Here is a 17,591-nt window from a genome sequence, read left to right on the forward strand (position 1 = left end):
CCCGTCGACCTGAAGATAGTGGAGGGCATCGTCTCGCTCGCCCACAGCCTGGGCCGGGGCGCGGGCTCCCCGGCACCCCCGCCGCCGTTTCCCCGGGCAGGCGCGGCCCGGGCTGCCCCGGCCGGTGTGTGCGGGCGGCGCGAACGGGGGTACCGATGGGTAACACGGTCGCTCCCGGGCGGCGACCCGCGGGGGCAGCGCGCGCGGGCGACCGCCGTCCGGCATGATCGGACAACGGGAACATCCGACACACGGGCCCCCCGGGGCCCGCGGCAGGGGCCCGGAAGCGGGCGCGGGCCGCACGCCCGGGTTCCCGGCGCCCGCCGGAGCAGAAGAACGACACCAGAGAACGGTTACGGCCGAGGAGAGGGAGTCACCGATGAGCGACCCCGAGAAGCAGGTTGCCGATGCGGTAAAGACGGGCACCGTCGTCGAGACCATCCCCGCCGACCGCAGTCTCGGCCAGCTGGTCGCCGCCGCCACCGCCGAGATGTCGGAGCTGGTGCACGACGAGATCGCGCTCGCCAAGGCGGAGCTGCGCCAGGACGTCAAGCGGGGCGTGACGGGCGGCGCAGCGGGCGGCACCGCGGGAATCTTCCTGCTGTTCTCGCTGCCCATGTTCAGCTTCGCGGCCGCGTACGGCATCCACAACCTCGGGCTCGGCCTCGCCTGGTCGTTCCTGATCGTCGCCGGCGCCTTCGTCGTGCTCGCCGGCATCCTCGGCGGCTTCGCCGCGCTGAAGTTCAAGAAGGTGAAGCCGCCCCAGAAGACGATCGCGGCCGCGAAGGAGACCGCGTCCGTGCTCCAGAAGGCCAAGCCGCACGAGCGGGAGCTCGCGACCGCCGCCCCCTCGGACTCCGCGACTGTGGCACGCTCGTCTGCATGACGGCCTCTGACTCGGGCGTGCGCATCGACGGACCCTGGACCCATCGCGACGTGGCGGCCAACGGTGCGCGCTTCCACATCGCCGAGCTGGGTGAGGGGCCGCTCGTGCTGCTCCTGCACGGCTTCCCGCAGTTCTGGTGGACCTGGCGCCACCAGCTGGAGGCCCTCGCCGAGGCCGGGTACCGGGCCGTGGCGATGGACCTGCGGGGCGTCGGGGGCAGCGACCGCACACCCCGGGGCTACGACCCGGCGAACCTGGCGCTCGACATCACCGGCGTGGTGCGCTCGCTCGGCGAGCCCGACGCCGCGCTCGTCGGCCACGACCTGGGCGGCTACCTGGCCTGGACGGCGGCCGTGATGCGGCCGAAGCTCGTGCGGCGGCTGGTCGTCAGTTCCATGCCGCACCCCCGCCGTTGGCGCGCGGCGATGCTCTCCGACCTCGCGCAGACCCGCGCGGGGGCGTACGTGTGGGGGTTCCAGCGGCCCTGGGTGCCGGAGCGGCGCCTGGTCGCGGACGACGCGGCGCTGGTCGGCGAGCTGATCACCGAGTGGTCGGGGCCCGCCAAGCCCGACGACAAGGCCCTCGCCGCCTACCGGCGGGCGATGCTGATCCCGTCGACCGCGCACTGCTCCGTGGAGCCGTACCGCTGGATGGTCAGGTCGCTTGCCAGGCCCGACGGCGTCCAGTTCTACCGGCGCATGAAGCGGCCCGTGCGCGTCCCCACGCTCCAGTTGCACGGCGCGCTCGACCCGGCGATGCGCACCCGCTCGACGGCGGGCTCCGTCGCGTACGTCGAGTCGGCCTACCGCTGGCGGCTGTTCGAGGACGTCGGGCACTTCCCGCACGAGGAGGACCCGGTCGCCTTCTCCACGGAGCTGCTCGACTGGCTGGCCGACCCCGCGCAGGACCGGCACGACGCCTGAGGCGACCGCGGCTCCCCCGAACGAATGAATCCGCTACGACGATCGCATGAGTTGCCAATTGCCGGAAGCATAGGCCGATTGGGGCGGAGCGACGCGGTTACCGACCATGGGGCAGGGGCACACGTCGAGTATGGGCTGGACGCACGATCACAGTGACGCAGCACGCAGGAACCCGGCATCGGCCGAAGCGCCGATCATGTACCCGAGGGATGGTGTCCCGCAGATAGGGGTCACGGACCAGGAGCAGCGGCTGGGGATCGGCATCCCCCTCATCATCCGCCGCAGGGCGCGCTGGGTCTCGGCGAGGCTGCGCCACCAGCGCGGCGCCTCGACCGCCAGGGCCGGCACGCGCAGCGGCGCCTGAGCGGCCGGGCCGCCTTCCTTCAGCGACACGATCCACCCGACCACCCCGCCCCGGGCCGACCGCCCGGGGCTTCTCCGTGCCCGGCGCGCACCCGGCCGGGCACGGAGGGGCCGCGTCCGGGCGCGGGCCCTGGAAGTCGCGGCCTAGAGCGCGCAGCCCTGCGTGTCGACCTGCTGGTGGGCCGTCCTGCCCGCCGTGATGTCGGGCCTGATCTCGTCGGCGGTCAGGGCGTAGCCGGTGTTGTCGTCGTCGAGCGACCTCGCGAAGATCACCCCGTACACGCGGCCGTCGGGGGTCAGCAGCGGGCCGCCCGAGTTGCCCTGCCGGACCGTCGCGTACAGCGAGTACACGTCGCGCGTGACATTGCCGCGGTGGTAGATGTCGGGGCCGCTCGCGTTGATCCGGCCGCGGACGCGCGCGGAGCGCACGTCGTACGCGCCGTTCTCCGGGAAGCCCGCGACGATGGCACTGTTGCCGCTGCGCGCGTCGGCCGCGCTGAACTTCAGCGGCGCCGCGTCGAGGTCCGGCACGTCGAGGACGGCGATGTCGCGCTGCCAGTCGTAGAGGACGACCTTCGCGTCGTACAGCCTGCCCTCCCCGCCGATCTGCACGGTCGGGTCGCTGACGCCGCCCACGACGTGGGCGTTGGTGATGACCCGGTGGTCGGCGAAGACGAAGCCCGAGCCCTCCAGCACCTTCCCGCAGCCGGAGGCCGTACCGACGACCTTCACCACGGACTTCTGCGCGCGGGCCGCGACGGGGCTGCCCGCGAGGGCCGGGTCGGGCGCCTGGACCTGGGTGATCGGCTCGTTCGCGAAGGGGCTGAAGACCTGCGGGAAGCCGTTCTGCGCGAGGACGGAGGAGAAGTCGGCGAACCAGGTGGTCGCCTGGTCGGGCATCACCTGGGAGACCCCGAGGAGCACCTTGGAGCTGCGCACCTCCTTGCCGATCGTCGGCAGCGACGTGACGGCGAGCGCGGAGCCGAGGAGCCACGCCACCAGCAGCATCGCGACCACGTTGACCAGCGCGCCGCCCGTGGCGTCCAGGGCGCGCGCCGGCGACCAGGTGATGAACCTGCGCAGCTTGTTGCCGAGGTGCGTGGTGAACGCCTGGCCGACCGAGGCGCAGACGATGACGATCACGACGGCGACGACGACCGCGGTCGTGGACACGTCGGCGTTGCTGGTCAGCTGCTTCCAGACCAGCGGCAGCAGGTAGACGGCGACGAGCCCGCCGCCGAGGAAGCCGATCACCGAGAGGATGCCGACGACGAATCCCTGGCGATAGCCGATGACCGCGAACCACACGGCGGCGACCAGCAGCAGGATGTCCAGCACGTTCACCGTCAGTTGCCTCGCATTGTCGTACCGGGCGCCTCGCGTGGTGGTCTTGAGGCCCTGGCGGGGTCGTGGCCGGCCCGGGCCCCTCGGGTCGGGGCCCGGCGTCCGGTCGGGGGTGCGGGGTTCAGCCTGTCATGCCCGCCAGTCGAGGGGGACCCGCCTGTCGCGGTCCCAGGGCAGCTCCCACCCCGCGTAGTGCAGCAGCCGGTCGATCACGCCCGCGGTGAAACCCCAGACCAGCGAGGAGCCGCACTGGAAGGCGGGGCCACGGTGGCCGCTGGGGTGGACGGTCGTGGCGCGGTGCGCGGGGTCGGTGAGATCCGCCACGGGAACCGTGAAGACCCGCGCGGTCTCCGCAGGGTCGACGACGCCGACCGGGCTCGGGGTGTGCCACCAGCCGAGCACCGGCGTCACGACGAACCGGCTGACCGGGATGTACAGCCGCGGCAGCACGCCGAAGACCTGCACGCCCGAGGGGTCGAGGCCGGTCTCCTCGCGGGCCTCGCGCAGCGCGGCGCGCAGCGGCCCGGTCGTCGCCGGGTCGCCGTCCTCCGGGTCGAGCGCGCCGCCGGGGAAGGACGGCTGGCCCGCGTGCGAGCGGAGGCTGCTCGCCCGCTCCGTCAGCAGCAGCTCGGGGCCGCGCTCGCCCTCGCCGAAGAGGACGAGGACCGCCGACTGGCGGCCGCCGCCGTCCTCGGGCGGCAGGAACCTGCTGAGCTGCTCGGGCCGTACGGTCGCGGCGGCGCGCACCACGGGCTGGAGCCACTCGGGCAGGCCCGCCGTGCTGACGGCGGTCTCCCGCGGGGCGCCGCCCGCCTCGGCGTGCGGCACGGCCCGTCCGGTGTCCGCTGCCGGGACGGCGTGCTCCGGGGCCGCCGCGGCCTCTCCGGTCTTCTGTGTCCGCGCGTGCGTCATCTGCACCCCCGAGCGGTAACGCGGCGGGGCGCTGTGATCGTTCCCCGCGGGGCCTGTGCGGGGGCCCGCCGGGCCTGTGCGGGCCCGGGCGGCCCGCCTCGGCTCACGCGCCGCCCTCGGGGGCGCCGCCGAGCGGCGGCGCCGGCCTGCCCGGGTAGTCGGACGGCGGGCTCAGCCGCTGTCCTGGCTTGCCCGCCAGCTCGTACTTGAGGAGCTTCTTCGCCTTCTCCGGGTCCGTCTCGCCCTCCCCGTACGCGGGGCACAGCGGCGCGATCGAGCAGGCGCCGCAGGCGGGCTTGCGGGAGTGGCAGACGCGGCGGCCGTGGAAGATGATCCGGTGCGAGAGCATCGTCCACTCGCTCTTGGGGAAGATCGCGGCGACGTCCGCCTCGACCTTCTCCGGGTCCTGGGCCTCCGTCCACTTCCACCGCCGCACCAGGCGGCCGAAGTGGGTGTCCACGGTCAGCCCCGGCACCCCGAAGGCATTGCCCAGCACGACGTTGGCCGTCTTGCGGCCGACGCCCGGCAGCGTCACCAGGTCCTCGATGGTGGGCGGCACCTCCCCGTCGAACCGGTCGCGCAGCGCGGTGGAGAGGCCGATCAGGGACTTCGCCTTGGCGCGGAAGAAGCCCGTCGGCCTGATGACCTCCTCCAGCTCCTCGGGCACGGCGGCCGCCAGGTCCTCCGGGGTGGGGTACTTCGCGAAGAGTCCCGGCGTCGTCTGATTGACCCGCAGGTCGGTCGTCTGGGCGGACAGCACGGTCGCGACCAGCAGCTCGAACGCGTTCCTGAAGTCGAGCTCCGGGTGGGCGTACGGATAGAGCTCGGCGAGCTCGCGGTTGATCCGCCGGGCGCGCCGGACCATGGCGAGGTGCGACTCGGGTTTTGCGCCTTTCGCGCTTTTCTTCGGTTTTGCCGAGGGCTGTTCGCCCACAGCGGAACTGGACTCCGCGGACACTCTCCAAGCCCCCTTGGCCTGCGCTGTCGCCGGTCGTTCACCGGTCAGTTGGACACCCGGCCAGCCTAAAGCCCGCCACTGACATCGGGGCGGATACGGGCCTGCCGTCACCCGATTCCGCCGGAGCGCGCGGCAGAGCATCCTTGGTAGGTCAAACTTTCCGTACGGAGAGGTTGCTGCGCGTTCGGCATCAGCAGCACCTACGGCATCATGGGGATCGCGGTTTCCCGGCAGGGGCCCGCTTCCCGAGCAGGTCGACAAGGAGAGAACTCGTGGACGACGTTCTACGGCGTGCCCCGCTCTTCGCGGCGCTCGACGACGATCAGGCCACCGAGCTCCGCGCCTCGATGAGCGAGACCACGCTCGCGCGCGGCGACGCGCTGTTCCACGAGGGGGACCCGGGAGACCGCCTCTACGTGGTCACCGAGGGCAAGGTCAAGCTCCACCGCACCTCCCCCGACGGGCGCGAGAACATGCTGGCGGTGCTCGGCCCCGGCGAGCTGATCGGCGAGCTCTCGCTGTTCGACCCCGGCCCGCGCACGGCCACGGCGACGGCGCTCACGGAGGTCAAGCTCCTCGGCCTCGGCCACGGCGACCTGCTGCCCTGGCTCAATGTGCGCCCCGAGGTCGCCTCGGCCCTGCTGCGCGCCATCGCCCGGCGCCTGCGCAAGACCAACGACCAGATGTCCGACCTGGTCTTCTCCGACGTGCCCGGCCGCGTGGCCCGCGCCCTGCTCGACCTGTCGCGCCGCTTCGGCGTCCAGTCGGAAGAGGGCATCCACGTCGTCCACGACCTCACCCAGGAGGAGCTGGCCCAGCTGGTCGGCGCCTCCCGCGAGACGGTCAACAAGGCACTCGCCGACTTCGCCCAGCGCGGCTGGCTGCGCCTGGAGGCCCGCGCGGTGATCCTCCTCGACGTGGAACGCCTGGCCAAGCGCTCCCGCTGACCCCACCCGGCCGCGGCCCGTGGGCCGCGGCCGCCGTCGCGCGTGCCCCGGTCGCGGAGCCCGCGGTGCTCGCCGCGTACGCGGACGACCTGGGGCCCTGGCTCGCGGGCGAGTACGCGCGGGTGCACGGGCGGAAGACGCCCCCCGAAGGGTCGGTCGTGCGGGTGGGCCGTGCGGGTCAGACGAGGCCGTGCTCCGCGAGGTAGTCGAGCTGGGCGCGGACCGAGAGCTCGGCGGCGGGCCACAGGACACGGTCCACGTCCGCGTAGACCTCGGCGACCACCTCGGGGGCGGTGCGCAGACCGTTCTCGACCGCGGTCTCGACCTGGGCGAGGCGGTTCGCGCGGTGGGCGAGGTAGAACTCGACGGCGCCCCTGGCGTCCTCGAGGACCGGGCCGTGCCCCGGCAGCACGGTGTCCACGCCGTCGTCCACCGTCAGCGACCGCAGCCTGCGCAGCGAGTCCAGGTAGTCCCCGAGCCGCCCGTCCGGGTGGGCGACGACGGTGGTGCCGCGGCCGAGGACCGTGTCACCGGTGAGGACCGCGCGGTCGGCAGGCAGGTGGAAGCTGAGCGAGTCGGCGGTGTGGCCGGGCGTCGGCACGACCCGCAGTTCGAGGCCGCCCGTGGTGACGACGTCGCCGGCGCCGAGGCCCTCGTCGCCGAGGCGCAGCGCCGGGTCGAGGGCGCGCACGGCGGTCCCGGTCAGCTCGGCGAAGCGCGCGGCGCCCTCCGCGTGGTCGGCGTGGCCGTGGGTGAGCAGGGTCAGCGCGACCCGCCTGCCCGCCTCCTCTGCGGTGCGGACCACGGCCCGCAGGTGCCCCTCGTCCAGCGGCCCCGGATCGATCACGACGGCGAGGCCGGAGCCGGGTTCCGCGACGATCCACGTGTTGGTGCCGTCGAGGGTCATGGGCGACGGGTTCGGCGCGAGGACGTTGACCGCGCGCGCCGTCGCGGCGCCCGAGGCGACACCCCCGCGCGGCTGTCCCGGCAGCTCGGCCGCGCCCGTCATGCCCGCCCGCCTTCCGGGGCTGCGGCGATGCGCCGGGTGAACTCCTCGTGGCCGGGCCAGGTGAGCACGACCTCGTCGCCCTCCATGCGGGCCCGCGCGAGCACCGGCACCAGGTCGCGCTCGGCGGCCGCGTCGAGCGCGCGGGCCGCGGAGCCGTACGGTGCCATGTCACGCAGCGTCGAGACCGTGGGCGGCATCATCAGCAGGTCCCCGCGCTCGTACGCGGCGACCGCGTCGGCCGGCCTGATCCACACGGCCCGGTCGGCCTCCGTCGAGGCGTTCCTGCTGCGCTGGCCGGCGGGCAGGGCCGCGACGAAGAACCACGTGTCGTAGCGGCGCGCCTCGAACTCCGGCGTGATCCAGCGCGCCCACGCGCCCAGCAGGTCGCTGCGGAGCACCAGGCGCCGCTTCTTCAGGAACTCCGCGAAGGACAGCTCGTGCGCGGCGAGCGCGGCCCTGTCGGCCTCCCAGTCCTCGCCCGTGGTGTCGCCGACGACGCTGTCCGCGCTCTCCCCCGCGAGCAGGACCCCGGCCTCCTCGTAGGTCTCGCGGACGGCGGCGCACACGACGGCCTGCGCCTCGGCGGGGCCCACGCCGAGCCTGCGCGCCCAGGTCTCGCGGCCGGGCCCTGCCCAGCCGACGTGCCGGTCGTCGTCGCGCGGGTCGACGCCGCCGCCCGGATAGACGTACGCACCGGCCGCGAACGCCATCGAGGCCCGCCGCCGCAGCATGTACACGTCGGGCCCGGGCGCACCGTCCCGCAGCAGCACGACGGTGGCGGCGCGGCGCGCCTCCACCACGTCGAGTTCGCCCGCGGCGAGCGCCCTGATCCGCTCGGGCCACTCGGGCGGGAACCACTGACCTGTAGGCATGGCCGGATCGTATGCGGTCACGGTCGGATGTTCGAGAGCTGCTCGCGCGGCCGGGGGCCGCGGGGGCGGCCCGACTCCGTACGGGAGGCGACCCGGCTCCGTACGGGATACCGGGCCGGTGGGGTCGTCCCCGTATCCCCGTACGGGCCCGGCCCGCCCGACACGGGCATCGGGTGCGGGCGAACCCGACCCCCGGGCGAGAGGTGTCGGCTGCGGCGACCCGAACCGCCGCACAGTGGCGTCGGCCGGGGCGCCGGGGCTCAGTCCTCGGTCAGCTCGACCTGGAGCTCGACCTCGACCGGCGCGTCGAGCGGCAGCACCGCGACGCCGACCGCGCTGCGCGCGTGCACGCCCTTGTCGCCGAGGAGGTCGCCGAGCAGCTCGCTCGCGCCGTTGATCACGCCGGGCTGGCCGGTGAAGTCCGCGGCGGACGCCACGTACCCGACGACCTTCACCACGCGCGCGATCCTGTCCAGGTCGCCCGTGACGGATTTCACGGCGGCGAGCGCGTTCAGCGCGCAGGTGGCGGCGAGTTCCTTGGCCTCCTCGGCGGTGACCTCGCCGCCCACCTTGCCGGTGAGCGGCAGCTTGCCCTCCACCAGCGGCAGCTGGCCCGCCGTGAAGACGTAGGCGCCGCTGCGGACGGCGGGGACGTACGCGGCGAGCGGCGGCGCCACGTCCGGCAGGGTCAGCCCGCGCGCCGCGATCGCGGCCTCGACTGCCCCGCTCATGCGGCCTTCTCCCGCTTCAGATAGGCCACGAGCTGCTCGGGGTTGTTGGGTCCCGGCACGACCTGGACGAGCTCCCAGCCGTCCTCGCCCCAGGTGTCCAGGATCTGCTTGGTCGCGTGCACGAGAAGCGGCACGGTGGCGTATTCCCACTTGGTCATGGCCCGACTGTAGCCGGACGCCCCCTAGGGGCAGCTCCCGGGAAACCCCGGGGGCGGCCTGGTGCGTAGCCCGCGACGCGACTGGTTAGGCTCGCATACGTGAGCAGGCTCCAGGTCGTCAGCGGCAAGGGCGGTACCGGTAAGACGACGGTCGCCGCCGCGCTCGCGCTCGCCCTCGCCACCGAGGGCAAGCGCACCCTCCTCGTCGAGGTGGAGGGCAGGCAGGGCATCGCGCAGCTCTTCGAGACCGAGCCGCTGCCGTACGAGGAACGCAAGATCGCCGTGGCGTCCGGCGGCGGCGAGGTGTACGCGCTGGCCATCGACGCCGAGCAGGCGCTCCTCGACTACCTCCAGATGTTCTACAAGCTGGGCAGCGCGGGCCGCGCGCTCGGCAAGCTGGGCGCGATCGACTTCGCGACGACGATCGCGCCGGGCGTCCGGGACGTCCTGCTGACCGGCAAGGCGTGCGAGGCCGTGCGGCGCCGCGACCGCGCGGGCCGCTTCGTCTACGACCACGTGGTGATGGACGCGCCGCCCACCGGCCGCGTCACCCGCTTCCTCAATGTGAACTACGAGGTGGCGGGCCTCGCCAAGATCGGCCCCATACACAACCAGGCGCAGGCCGTGATGCGGGTCCTCAGATCGCGCGAGACCGCGGTCCACCTGGTCACGCTGCTCGAGGAGATGCCGGTCCAGGAGACCGCGGACGGCGTCGCGGAGCTGCGCGCCGCCGAACTCCCCGTGGGCAACGTGATCGTGAACATGGTCCGCCCGCACCTGCTGGACGAGGCAGCGGTGCGCGCCGCTTCCGGCGACCGGCGCAAAGAGATCACCAAGGTGCTCGCGGGCACCGGTCTCGCGGCGCCGACGAAGCTCGTCGGCCCGCTGCTCGACCAGGCGGCCGAGCACGCGCAGCGCGTCGAGCTGGAGCGCGAGCAGCGGTCCGTGCTCGCGGGGATCGGCGTGCCCGCGTACGAACTCCCCCTGCTCGGCGAGGGCGTGGACCTCGCAGGGCTGTACGGGCTTGCCAGGGAGCTACGACAGCTCGGGAAGGCTTTCGCATGAGCAAGGCCCAGGAGCCCGGCGGCGGCGCGGCGGCCGCGGGCGTCCCCTCGGACACGCCCGCGCTCGACGTGGACGCCCTGCTCGACGACCCGGCCACCCGCATCGTCGTGTGCTGCGGCTCGGGCGGCGTCGGCAAGACCACCACCGCCGCCGCGCTCGGCGTCCGCGCCGCGGAGCGCGGCCGCACGGTGGTCGTGCTGACCATCGACCCGGCCCGCAGGCTCGCGCAGTCCATGGGGATCGACTCGCTCGACAACACCCCGCGCCAGGTCAAGGGCGTCGAGGGCCCGGGCGAACTGCACGCGATGATGCTCGACATGAAGCGGACGTTCGACGAGATCGTCGAGGCGCACGCGGACACGGCGCGGGCCAGGGCGATTCTGGACAACCCCTTCTACCAGTCCCTGTCGGCCGGTTTCGCCGGTACCCAGGAGTACATGGCGATGGAGAAGCTGGGCCAGCTGCGCTCCCGCGACGCGTGGGACCTGATCGTCGTGGACACCCCGCCGTCGCGCTCCGCCCTCGACTTCCTCGACGCGCCCAAGCGCCTCGGGTCCTTTCTCGACGGCAAGTTCATCCGGCTGCTGATGGCCCCCGCGAAGGTCGGCGGGCGGGCCGGGATGAAGTTCCTCAACGTCGGCATGTCGGTGATGACGGGCACGCTGGGCAAGCTGCTCGGCGGGCAGTTCCTCGGCGACGTGCAGACGTTCGTGGCGGCGATGGACACCATGTTCGGCGGCTTCCGGACCCGCGCGGACGCCACGTACCGGCTGCTCCAGGCGCCCGGCACCGCCTTCCTCGTGGTGGCGGCGCCCGAGCGGGACGCGCTGCGCGAAGCCGACTTCTTCGTACGGAGGTTGGCGGCGGAGCGGATGCCGCTCGCGGGCCTCGTGCTCAACCGCGTGCACGGCAGCGGCGCCAGGAGGCTGTCCGCCGAGCGGGCGCGGGCCGCCGCGGAAAATCTTGAAGAGGCCCGCATTGTGGATCAGACGGCCGGGAATGGTGTCCCTGGCGCCGCTCCCCGTCGCGCCGAAACCACCGCGGCCACCCCGAGCGGCGGTCCTTCTCCCGAGGCCGCCGGGCCGTCCGAGCACCCCGACACCGCGGATGTCCCCGCCACCGCGGATGCCGCAGGGACCCCGGATACCCCAGCAGGCACAGACAGCACAGACAGCAGCGCAGCCGGCGCAGCCGGCACAGACGGCACAGACGGCACAGACGGCACAGACAGCAGCGCAGCCGGCACAGACAGCGCAGAGGTCGCAGACGGCATGACCGGCGCAGACACGCGGGACGGCACAGGCACCGCTCCGGACGCCTCGCCGAACGGCGCGCCGGAAAGGCCCGTTGACGCGGAACAGCTGACGGCCGGCCTGCTGCGGCTGCACGCGGACCGTATGCAGGTCATCGCGCGCGAGCGGCGCACGCGTGACCGCTTCACTGCGCTCCACCCCGAGGTGCCCGTGGCGGCCGTCCCCGCGCTGCCGGGGGATGTGCACGACCTGGCGGGGCTGCGGGCCGTGGGCGACCGCCTCGCGGCGGGCGAGGACGCGTAGCCGCTCGCCCCGCGCACCGGGGGCGCGCGACCGCCCTACCCGGCCGCCGCGTACGTCTCGAAGCCGTCCTCGTCGTCCTCAAGTCCCGCGGGCAGCAGGCCCGCACCGCGCTCGTACTCCGTGCGCGCGGTCTCCAGCAGGCGGCGCCACGACGTGACCGTGGGGCGCCTGCGCAGCAGGGCGCGGCGCTCCCGCTCCGTCATGCCGCCCCACACGCCGAACTCCACGCGATGGTCGAGCGCGTCCGCCAGGCATTCCGTACGCACCGGACACCCGGTGCACACTGCCTTCGCCCTGTTCTGCGCTGCACCTTGAACGAACAGTTCATCCGGATCGGTAGTGCGGCAGGCTGCCTGCGCACTCCAGTCGGTAACCCAGCCCATGCCGGCGCCGTCCTCTCCCGAATCGAGGCTCCCCCACGGCGGCAAGCGGCATATTCACCGCTGCCAGTTGAGGACGTTACGGCTGGCGGACACAGCGCAACACCCCCTTCGTGCCCAATCTTGAATGGTCCGAACGGACTATGCGTACGCGAAAGATCACCCAGGGGAGTGACGGGTCGCCAGACCGCGGCACCCCGCGCGAACAGGCAGTTCGTCGCCGTCGTCGCGGGTGCCGCACGCCCCGTGGGGCGCTCCTTGCTCACACGTTCCGGCGTTCGGGTTCACCGGAAGTTCACAAGGCAAGTCCACTCGAAAGTGTGACCCGTAGTGCGGTGGCCGGGAACACCCCGCAGGTATGCCCCCGACATGCGTTCGGCCTCGCGTCGCACCCTCCGGCGCAGGAGGAGGCCGACCGGGGGCCGATTCACAGAGGCCGAAAATCATTCTGCCGCCACCGGGCCTGACCCGGACGCGTCAGACTCCGACAGAAACCAGCAGAACAGACCGGAATCCGTCGGAAAACGATCTCGACCCTGTGAAGTGCAGCGGCGCCTTGCGGGAAAGGCATACAGAATCGTGACCGTTGGGTACAGCTTAGGCCAGAGCATTGACCCGTGTCCGGCGAATCAGACCGTAGGCTTCACCCATGCCAAAGAAGCGCTCGGGCGGGGGCCTGTCCAAGACCCAGCAGGCCGCCAAGTTCCTGGGAGTCAGCGTGCTCGCCGGCGCGGTCCTCGCGGGTATCGCCCTGCCGGCCTTCGGGTCTCTCGGCCTGGCGGCGAAGGGGACGGTCCAGGGGTTCGACGAGCTCCCCGCCAACCTCAAGACCCCGCCGCTGAGCCAGCGCACCACCATCCTCGACGCGGACGGCGGCAAGATCGCCGACGTCTACTCGCGCGACCGGACCGTGGTGCCGCTCAAGGACATCTCGCCGTACATGCAGAAGGCCCTCGTGGCCATCGAGGACTCGCGCTTCTACGAGCACGGCGCCGTGGACATAAAGGGCATCGCCCGCGCGCTGAACCAGAACGCGCAGTCCGGCGGCGTCTCGCAGGGCGCCTCCACGCTGACGCAGCAGTACGTGAAGAACGTCTTCATCGAGGAGGCGGGCAACGACCCGACCAAGGTCGCCCAGGCCACCCAGCAGACCCTCGGCCGCAAGGTCCAGGAGCTGAAGTACGCGATCCAGGTCGAGGACGAGCTCGGCAAGAAGAAGATCCTGGAGAACTACCTCAACATCACCTTCTTCGGCGAGCAGGCGTACGGCGTCGAGGCCGCGTCCGAGCGCTACTTCTCCAAGCACGCCAAGGACCTGGACCTGGAGGAGGCGGCGCTGCTCGCCGGCCTCGTCCAGTCGCCGAGCCAGTACGATCCGATCAACGACGAGCCGACCGCGCTGAAGCGCCGCAACACGGTGCTCGAGCGGATGGCCCAGGTCGGCGACATCTCGCAGTCCGAGGCCGACAAGGCGATCGCGACCCCGATCAAGCTGAAGGTCACCAGCCCCAAGAGCGGCTGCATCACCGCCACCAAGGGCGCGGGCTTCTTCTGCGACTACGTGCGCGACACCCTGCTCAACGACCCGGCCTTCGGCAAGACGGCGCAGGCGCGCGCCGACCGCTGGAACACCGGCGGCCTGACGATCAAGACGACGCTCGACCCCAAGGCGCAGCAGGCGGTCCAGACGTCGATCGAGAACCACGTCTACAAGTCGGACTCCGTCGCCACGGCCGTCACCCTCGTCCAGCCCGGCACCGGCAAGATCGTCGCGATGGGCCAGTCGCGCCCGTACGGCATCGGCAAGAACGAGACGCAGCTCAACCTCAGCGTCAACCACAACATGGGCGGCGGCAGCGGCTTCCAGTCCGGTTCGACGTTCAAGCCGATCACCGCGGCGGCGGCGATCGACGGCGGCACCGACCCCGGCACGGTCGAGCCCGCGCCGAACAAGATGAACTACCCGTCGCCCGTGCAGACCTGCGACGGCACCTGGCAGAACAGCACCACCTCCCCCGAGACCGTCGAGAACGAGTCGAAGTCCGAGGTCGGGCCCATGAACATGAAGGAGGCCATGGCCAAGTCGGTCAACACCTACTTCGTGCAGATGATCAGCAAGATCGGCGTCTGCCCGGTCACGCGGATGGCCTCGAAGCTGGGCGTGCAGCGCGCCGACGGCAAGAAGATCGACCAGGTCCCCTCGATCACCCTCGGCACCCAGCTGGTCTCGCCGCTGACGATGGCCAATGCCTACGCGACCTTCGCCAACAAGGGCGTCTACTGCTCGCCGATCGCCGTGCAGACGATCACCGACGCGTCGGGCAAGTCGCTGCCGGTGCCGAAGACGCAGTGCAAGCAGGCGATGTCCGAGCACACGGCCACGGTCCTCAACTCCCTGCTGAAGGGCGTGGTCGAGGACGGCACCGGTACGCTCGCCGGCCTCACGGACCGCGACAGCGCGGGCAAGACAGGCACCACCGACGACATCAACGCCGCGTGGTTCGTCGGCTACACCTCCGACATGGCGGGCGCCGTCTGGGTCGGCGGCCCGACCGGCAACGTTTCGATGCGCAACATCACCATCGGCGGCCAGTACCACAAGCAGGTCATGGGCGCCGACACCCCGGGCCCGATCTGGAAGGACGCGATGAGCGGGGCGCTGGCCGGCACGACGTCGCCGCCGCTGCCGACCATCAAGCTCCCCGACATGAAGAAGAAGGCCCCCAAGCCCGACGACCACAAGAACGACGACGGCGGCGGCCAGGGCAACGGCGGTGACGACGGCGACAACGGCGACAACGCGGGCGCCCAGGACGCCGGCGCCACGGCGGGCCAGGACATCGGCGGCGCGTTCGGCGGCGGCGGCAACGGCGGCCAGGACGGCGGCGCGAACGGGGGCGCAGACGGCGGCGCGGACGCGGGCGGCAACGGCGGCTTCGGCGGAGGCTTCTTCGGCGGCAACCACTGACGCGTCCCGCCACCCGCCCACGCCAAGGCGCCCGCCCCGGGGTTCTCGACCGGGGGGGGCGCTTTTGCGTGGGCCGGGGCGTACGCGGAGGGAGTGGCGGCGGACTGGCCGTACGCGGGGGCCGGGGCGCCGGCAGGCGGGGCGTAGACGGACACGCGGGTGCGGCCGGCAGCCCGCGGACACGCGCACCGCGGCCGACGACGCGCCTACCCGAGCAGCCGCTTCACCGCGCCCGCGACGCGGCCGCCCTCCGCGCGGCCGGCCACCCGCGGGGTCACGATCTTCATGACGGCGCCCATCGCACCGCGTCCCTCGGCGCCGCCCGCCCTGGCCTCGGCCACCGCCTCGGCGACGATCGACTCCAGCTCGTCGTCGCTCAGCGGCTTGGGCAGGTACACGGCGAGCACCTCGCCCTCGGCCAGCTCCCGCTGCGCCTGCTCGGCGCGCCCGCCCTTGGCGAACGCGTCGGCCGCCTCGCGGCGCTTCTTCGCCTCCCTGGCGATCACCTTCTGCACCTCGTCGTCGCTGAGCTCCCGCGCGGACGTGCCGGAGACCTCTTCCTTCGTGATGGCGGAGAGGGTGAGCCGGAGCGTCGCTGAGCGCAGCTCGTCGCGGGCCTTGATGGCCTCGGTGAGGTCTTCCTGAAGCTTGGACTTGAGGCTGGTCATGGGGTCAAGTGTGGCAGGCGACGCACGCCGCCTGCCGCCCGATTACCGGGGCTGCCGCGCGGCGCACGCGGGACTCCCGCGGGGCGCTCGCGGGGGCGCGCGGCCGGGGCCCGTACCGGCGCGCGGACGGCGCACGCGCCCGGGCGCGTGACGGGTCTCACGCGAGGTCTGCGACGATGGGCGTATGCGCGCACGCTACGGAGTCCCCCTGTCCATCGCTGCGGCCGGCGCGGCAGGCGTCGCCTACGCCGCGGGGTTCGAAGTCCGCTCGTTCAGACTGCGCAGGGTGACCGTCCCTGTCCTGCCGCGCGGCATGCGCGACCTGCGGGTCCTTCAGGTCTCCGACATCCACATGGTGCGCGGCCAGCGCAAGAAGCGCCGCTGGCTCCAGTCGCTGGCCGGGCTGCGCCCCGACTTCGTCGTGAACACCGGGGACAACCTCTCCGACCCGGAGGCCGTACCCGAGGTGCTGGACGCGCTGGGCCCGCTGATGGAGTTCCCCGGCGTCTACGTCTTCGGCTCCAACGACTACTACGGGCCCAAGCTGCGCAACCCCGCGCGGTACCTCTTCGAGAAGGCGCAGGGAAAGCACGGCCTCAACGGCAACGCCCCCGCCGTCCACGCCCTGCACAACCCCTGGGAGCCCATGCGGGACGCCTTCGACGCGGCGGGCTGGACCGACCTCTCCAACACCCGCGCCCGCCTCAAGCTCGACCGCTACGAGCTGGCCTTCACCGGCCTCGACGACCCCCACATCAAGCGGGACCGCTACGCGCGGGTCGCCGGCGGCCCCGAGTCCGACGCCGACCTCTCCATCGGCGTCGTACACGCCCCCTACCTGCGCGTCCTCGACTCCTTCACCGCGGACGGCTACCCCCTGGTCCTCGCGGGCCACACCCACGGCGGCCAGCTCTGCATCCCCTTCTACGGCGCCCTGGTCACCAACTGCGACCTGGACACGGACCGCGTGAAGGGCCTCTCCACCCACCAGTCGGCGGGCCGCACCTCCTACCTCCACGTCTCCGCGGGCTGCGGCACCAACCGCTACACCCCCGTCCGCTTCGCCTGCCCCCCGGAGGCCACTCTCCTGACCCTCACGGCCGCCACCCCCTGACCCGAAACCGGATTTCGCCTGGGGCGGCGCGTGGGCTAAAGTAAACCTCGTTGCCGCAGCACGCTGCGGCGATCGGGGTGTAGCGCAGCTTGGCAGCGCGCTTCGTTCGGGACGAAGAGGTCGTGGGTTCAAATCCCGCCACCCCGACTTCGTAATAGCAGGTCAGGGCCGGTTTACCTCACAGGAGACCGGCCCTGATTACATTCCAGGGGCAATCTGGATGTGATCTTGGTCAGCGTCCTACCGAAACGCGCCACGGTCTCTGTCGCCCTGCACCCAGTCGTTTCTCTGCCTGCACAAGGCAGAGAAAGTCTCATGCGACGGCGACGATCGCCGGGCAGGCACGGCACTCAGCCGCGCCACCCTTCCTGTGGGAGCGCCACGTGACGGACGAGAACCCTGACCCACTCGACTGGTTCGGCGAGACGCAACTGCGGTCGACCGAGGGAAAAGGCTTGTTGCGCTCGGGGCAGGTCGACCGCGCAACCGGCTCCCTGGAGAACTCCGTGACCAGAGCCGCCCCTCGAAACAAGCGGCACGGTCACGCTCGCCAGCGGTGAACTGGAGGGTGTGTTGGACGCCGCGAACTACGGCGCCGAACTCCTGGAGGGCAGCATCAGCTCTGGCTCGGGCCCTGAATCGCCTCAAGGAGTTCCACACAGCGGAGCCGCGCAAGTCCGTTCCCTCCCCTCCTGCCGCGAGTTCCGCGAACGCCTGCAGGAACTGTCCGTCGCCGT

The 17,591-nt window shown here is 72.4% G+C and carries 17 protein-coding genes and 1 tRNA gene; 9 read left to right on the forward strand and 9 right to left on the reverse strand.

Annotated elements, in window-relative coordinates:
• Positions 1-379 precede the first annotated feature (379 nt).
• From AB0910_RS22880 to AB0910_RS22890, 3 genes are all read left to right on the forward strand, one after another.
• The gene (locus tag AB0910_RS22880) at positions 380-886 is read left to right on the forward strand and encodes a phage holin family protein (RefSeq protein WP_366746481.1); all 507 of its coding nucleotides are present in this window, start codon (positions 380-382) and stop codon (positions 884-886) included.
• Positions 883-1,809, forward strand: a complete 927-nt coding sequence (locus AB0910_RS22885; RefSeq protein WP_366746482.1) for an alpha/beta hydrolase — start codon at positions 883-885, stop codon at positions 1,807-1,809. Before AB0910_RS22880 ends, AB0910_RS22885 begins: the two co-directional genes overlap by 4 nt.
• Before the next feature lie 130 nt (positions 1,810-1,939).
• Complete coding sequence (locus AB0910_RS22890) at positions 1,940-2,173, forward strand: hypothetical protein (protein WP_366746483.1); 234 nt, start codon at positions 1,940-1,942, stop codon at positions 2,171-2,173.
• A gap of 143 nt (positions 2,174-2,316) precedes the next feature.
• On the opposite strand, the gene AB0910_RS22895 is transcribed toward AB0910_RS22890, so the two are convergent.
• The 3 genes from AB0910_RS22895 to nth all read right to left on the reverse strand — a co-directional run bounded on the left by AB0910_RS22895 (position 2,317) and on the right by nth (position 5,362).
• On the reverse strand, positions 2,317-3,516 hold the full coding sequence (locus tag AB0910_RS22895; protein ID WP_366746484.1) for a MarP family serine protease: 1,200 nt from the start codon (positions 3,514-3,516) through the stop codon (positions 2,317-2,319).
• 129 nt (positions 3,517-3,645) lie between these two features.
• On the reverse strand, positions 3,646-4,434 hold the full coding sequence (locus AB0910_RS22900; RefSeq protein WP_366746485.1) for a CoA pyrophosphatase: 789 nt from the start codon (positions 4,432-4,434) through the stop codon (positions 3,646-3,648).
• A 97-nt stretch (positions 4,435-4,531) separates the two neighbouring features.
• Positions 4,532-5,362, reverse strand: coding sequence for an endonuclease III (gene nth / locus AB0910_RS22905; protein WP_366746486.1), 831 nt, complete (start codon positions 5,360-5,362; stop codon positions 4,532-4,534).
• Between the two features lie 296 nt (positions 5,363-5,658).
• Here nth and AB0910_RS22910 point away from each other — a divergent pair, with 296 nt between their 5' ends.
• Positions 5,659-6,333 carry a Crp/Fnr family transcriptional regulator gene (locus tag AB0910_RS22910; RefSeq protein ID WP_345645679.1) on the forward strand — a complete coding sequence of 225 codons (675 nt, stop codon included), beginning with the start codon at positions 5,659-5,661 and terminating at the stop codon, positions 6,331-6,333.
• 178 nt (positions 6,334-6,511) lie between these two features.
• On the opposite strand, the gene AB0910_RS22915 is transcribed toward AB0910_RS22910, so the two are convergent.
• The 4 genes from AB0910_RS22915 to AB0910_RS22930 form a co-directional block, all read right to left on the reverse strand.
• Complete coding sequence (locus AB0910_RS22915; RefSeq protein ID WP_366746487.1) at positions 6,512-7,342, reverse strand: MBL fold metallo-hydrolase; 831 nt, start codon at positions 7,340-7,342, stop codon at positions 6,512-6,514.
• Positions 7,339-8,214 (reverse strand): NUDIX hydrolase, encoded by an 876-nt coding sequence (locus AB0910_RS22920; protein WP_366746488.1) that lies wholly within the window; start codon positions 8,212-8,214, stop codon positions 7,339-7,341. The genes AB0910_RS22915 and AB0910_RS22920 overlap by 4 nt, the downstream gene beginning before the upstream one ends.
• A 260-nt stretch (positions 8,215-8,474) precedes the next feature.
• A complete protein-coding gene (locus AB0910_RS22925) occupies positions 8,475-8,945 on the reverse strand; it encodes a RidA family protein (protein ID WP_366746489.1) in 471 nt (156 codons plus the stop codon).
• On the reverse strand, positions 8,942-9,103 hold the full coding sequence (locus AB0910_RS22930) for a DUF4177 domain-containing protein (protein ID WP_014178397.1): 162 nt from the start codon (positions 9,101-9,103) through the stop codon (positions 8,942-8,944). Before AB0910_RS22930 ends, AB0910_RS22925 begins: the two co-directional genes overlap by 4 nt.
• A gap of 99 nt (positions 9,104-9,202) precedes the next feature.
• On the opposite strand from AB0910_RS22930, the gene AB0910_RS22935 reads away from it, so the two are divergent.
• Positions 9,203-10,168: an ArsA-related P-loop ATPase gene (locus tag AB0910_RS22935; RefSeq protein WP_366746490.1), complete on the forward strand. Its 966-nt coding sequence runs from the start codon at positions 9,203-9,205 to the stop codon at positions 10,166-10,168.
• Complete coding sequence (locus tag AB0910_RS22940) at positions 10,165-11,724, forward strand: ArsA family ATPase (protein ID WP_366746491.1); 1,560 nt, start codon at positions 10,165-10,167, stop codon at positions 11,722-11,724. The genes AB0910_RS22935 and AB0910_RS22940 overlap by 4 nt, the downstream gene beginning before the upstream one ends.
• A 35-nt stretch (positions 11,725-11,759) precedes the next feature.
• On the opposite strand, the gene AB0910_RS22945 is transcribed toward AB0910_RS22940, so the two are convergent.
• On the reverse strand, positions 11,760-12,107 hold the full coding sequence (locus AB0910_RS22945) for a WhiB family transcriptional regulator (protein ID WP_345645662.1): 348 nt from the start codon (positions 12,105-12,107) through the stop codon (positions 11,760-11,762).
• Between the two features lie 646 nt (positions 12,108-12,753).
• Between AB0910_RS22945 and AB0910_RS22950 the strand changes: the two genes are divergently transcribed.
• On the forward strand, positions 12,754-15,072 hold the full coding sequence (locus AB0910_RS22950) for a transglycosylase domain-containing protein (RefSeq protein ID WP_366746492.1): 2,319 nt from the start codon (positions 12,754-12,756) through the stop codon (positions 15,070-15,072).
• Positions 15,073-15,278: 206 nt separating this feature from the next.
• Here the strand turns inward: AB0910_RS22950 and AB0910_RS22955 are convergent, their stop codons facing one another.
• Entirely contained in the window at positions 15,279-15,740 is a 462-nt protein-coding gene (locus tag AB0910_RS22955) for a GatB/YqeY domain-containing protein (protein WP_366746493.1), read from the reverse strand.
• Between the two features lie 184 nt (positions 15,741-15,924).
• On the opposite strand from AB0910_RS22955, the gene AB0910_RS22960 reads away from it, so the two are divergent.
• Complete coding sequence (locus tag AB0910_RS22960) at positions 15,925-16,854, forward strand: metallophosphoesterase (protein WP_366746494.1); 930 nt, start codon at positions 15,925-15,927, stop codon at positions 16,852-16,854.
• Positions 16,855-16,927: 73 nt separating this feature from the next.
• A tRNA-Pro gene (locus tag AB0910_RS22965) sits at positions 16,928-17,001 on the forward strand.
• The last annotated feature ends 590 nt before the right edge of the window (positions 17,002-17,591 follow it).

Source organism: Streptomyces sp. NPDC047002 (genome assembly GCF_040704505.1).
Lineage (GTDB): Bacteria > Actinomycetota > Actinomycetes > Streptomycetales > Streptomycetaceae > Streptomyces.

Coding starts and splice junctions, on each gene's coding strand:
- AB0910_RS22925 (WP_366746489.1), bottom strand. CDS start 8,945: ATGAGCGGGGCAGTCGAGGCCGCGATCGCGGCGCGCGGGCTGACCCTG.
- AB0910_RS22940 (WP_366746491.1), top strand. CDS start 10,165: ATGAGCAAGGCCCAGGAGCCCGGCGGCGGCGCGGCGGCCGCGGGCGTC.
- AB0910_RS22915 (WP_366746487.1), bottom strand. CDS start 7,342: ATGACGGGCGCGGCCGAGCTGCCGGGACAGCCGCGCGGGGGTGTCGCC.
- AB0910_RS22885 (WP_366746482.1), top strand. CDS start 883: ATGACGGCCTCTGACTCGGGCGTGCGCATCGACGGACCCTGGACCCAT.
- AB0910_RS22960 (WP_366746494.1), top strand. CDS start 15,925: ATGCGCGCACGCTACGGAGTCCCCCTGTCCATCGCTGCGGCCGGCGCG.
- AB0910_RS22945 (WP_345645662.1), bottom strand. CDS start 12,107: ATGGGCTGGGTTACCGACTGGAGTGCGCAGGCAGCCTGCCGCACTACC.
- AB0910_RS22955 (WP_366746493.1), bottom strand. CDS start 15,740: ATGACCAGCCTCAAGTCCAAGCTTCAGGAAGACCTCACCGAGGCCATC.
- AB0910_RS22890 (WP_366746483.1), top strand. CDS start 1,940: ATGGGCTGGACGCACGATCACAGTGACGCAGCACGCAGGAACCCGGCA.
- AB0910_RS22950 (WP_366746492.1), top strand. CDS start 12,754: ATGCCAAAGAAGCGCTCGGGCGGGGGCCTGTCCAAGACCCAGCAGGCC.
- AB0910_RS22880 (WP_366746481.1), top strand. CDS start 380: ATGAGCGACCCCGAGAAGCAGGTTGCCGATGCGGTAAAGACGGGCACC.
- AB0910_RS22920 (WP_366746488.1), bottom strand. CDS start 8,214: ATGCCTACAGGTCAGTGGTTCCCGCCCGAGTGGCCCGAGCGGATCAGG.
- AB0910_RS22930 (WP_014178397.1), bottom strand. CDS start 9,103: ATGACCAAGTGGGAATACGCCACCGTGCCGCTTCTCGTGCACGCGACC.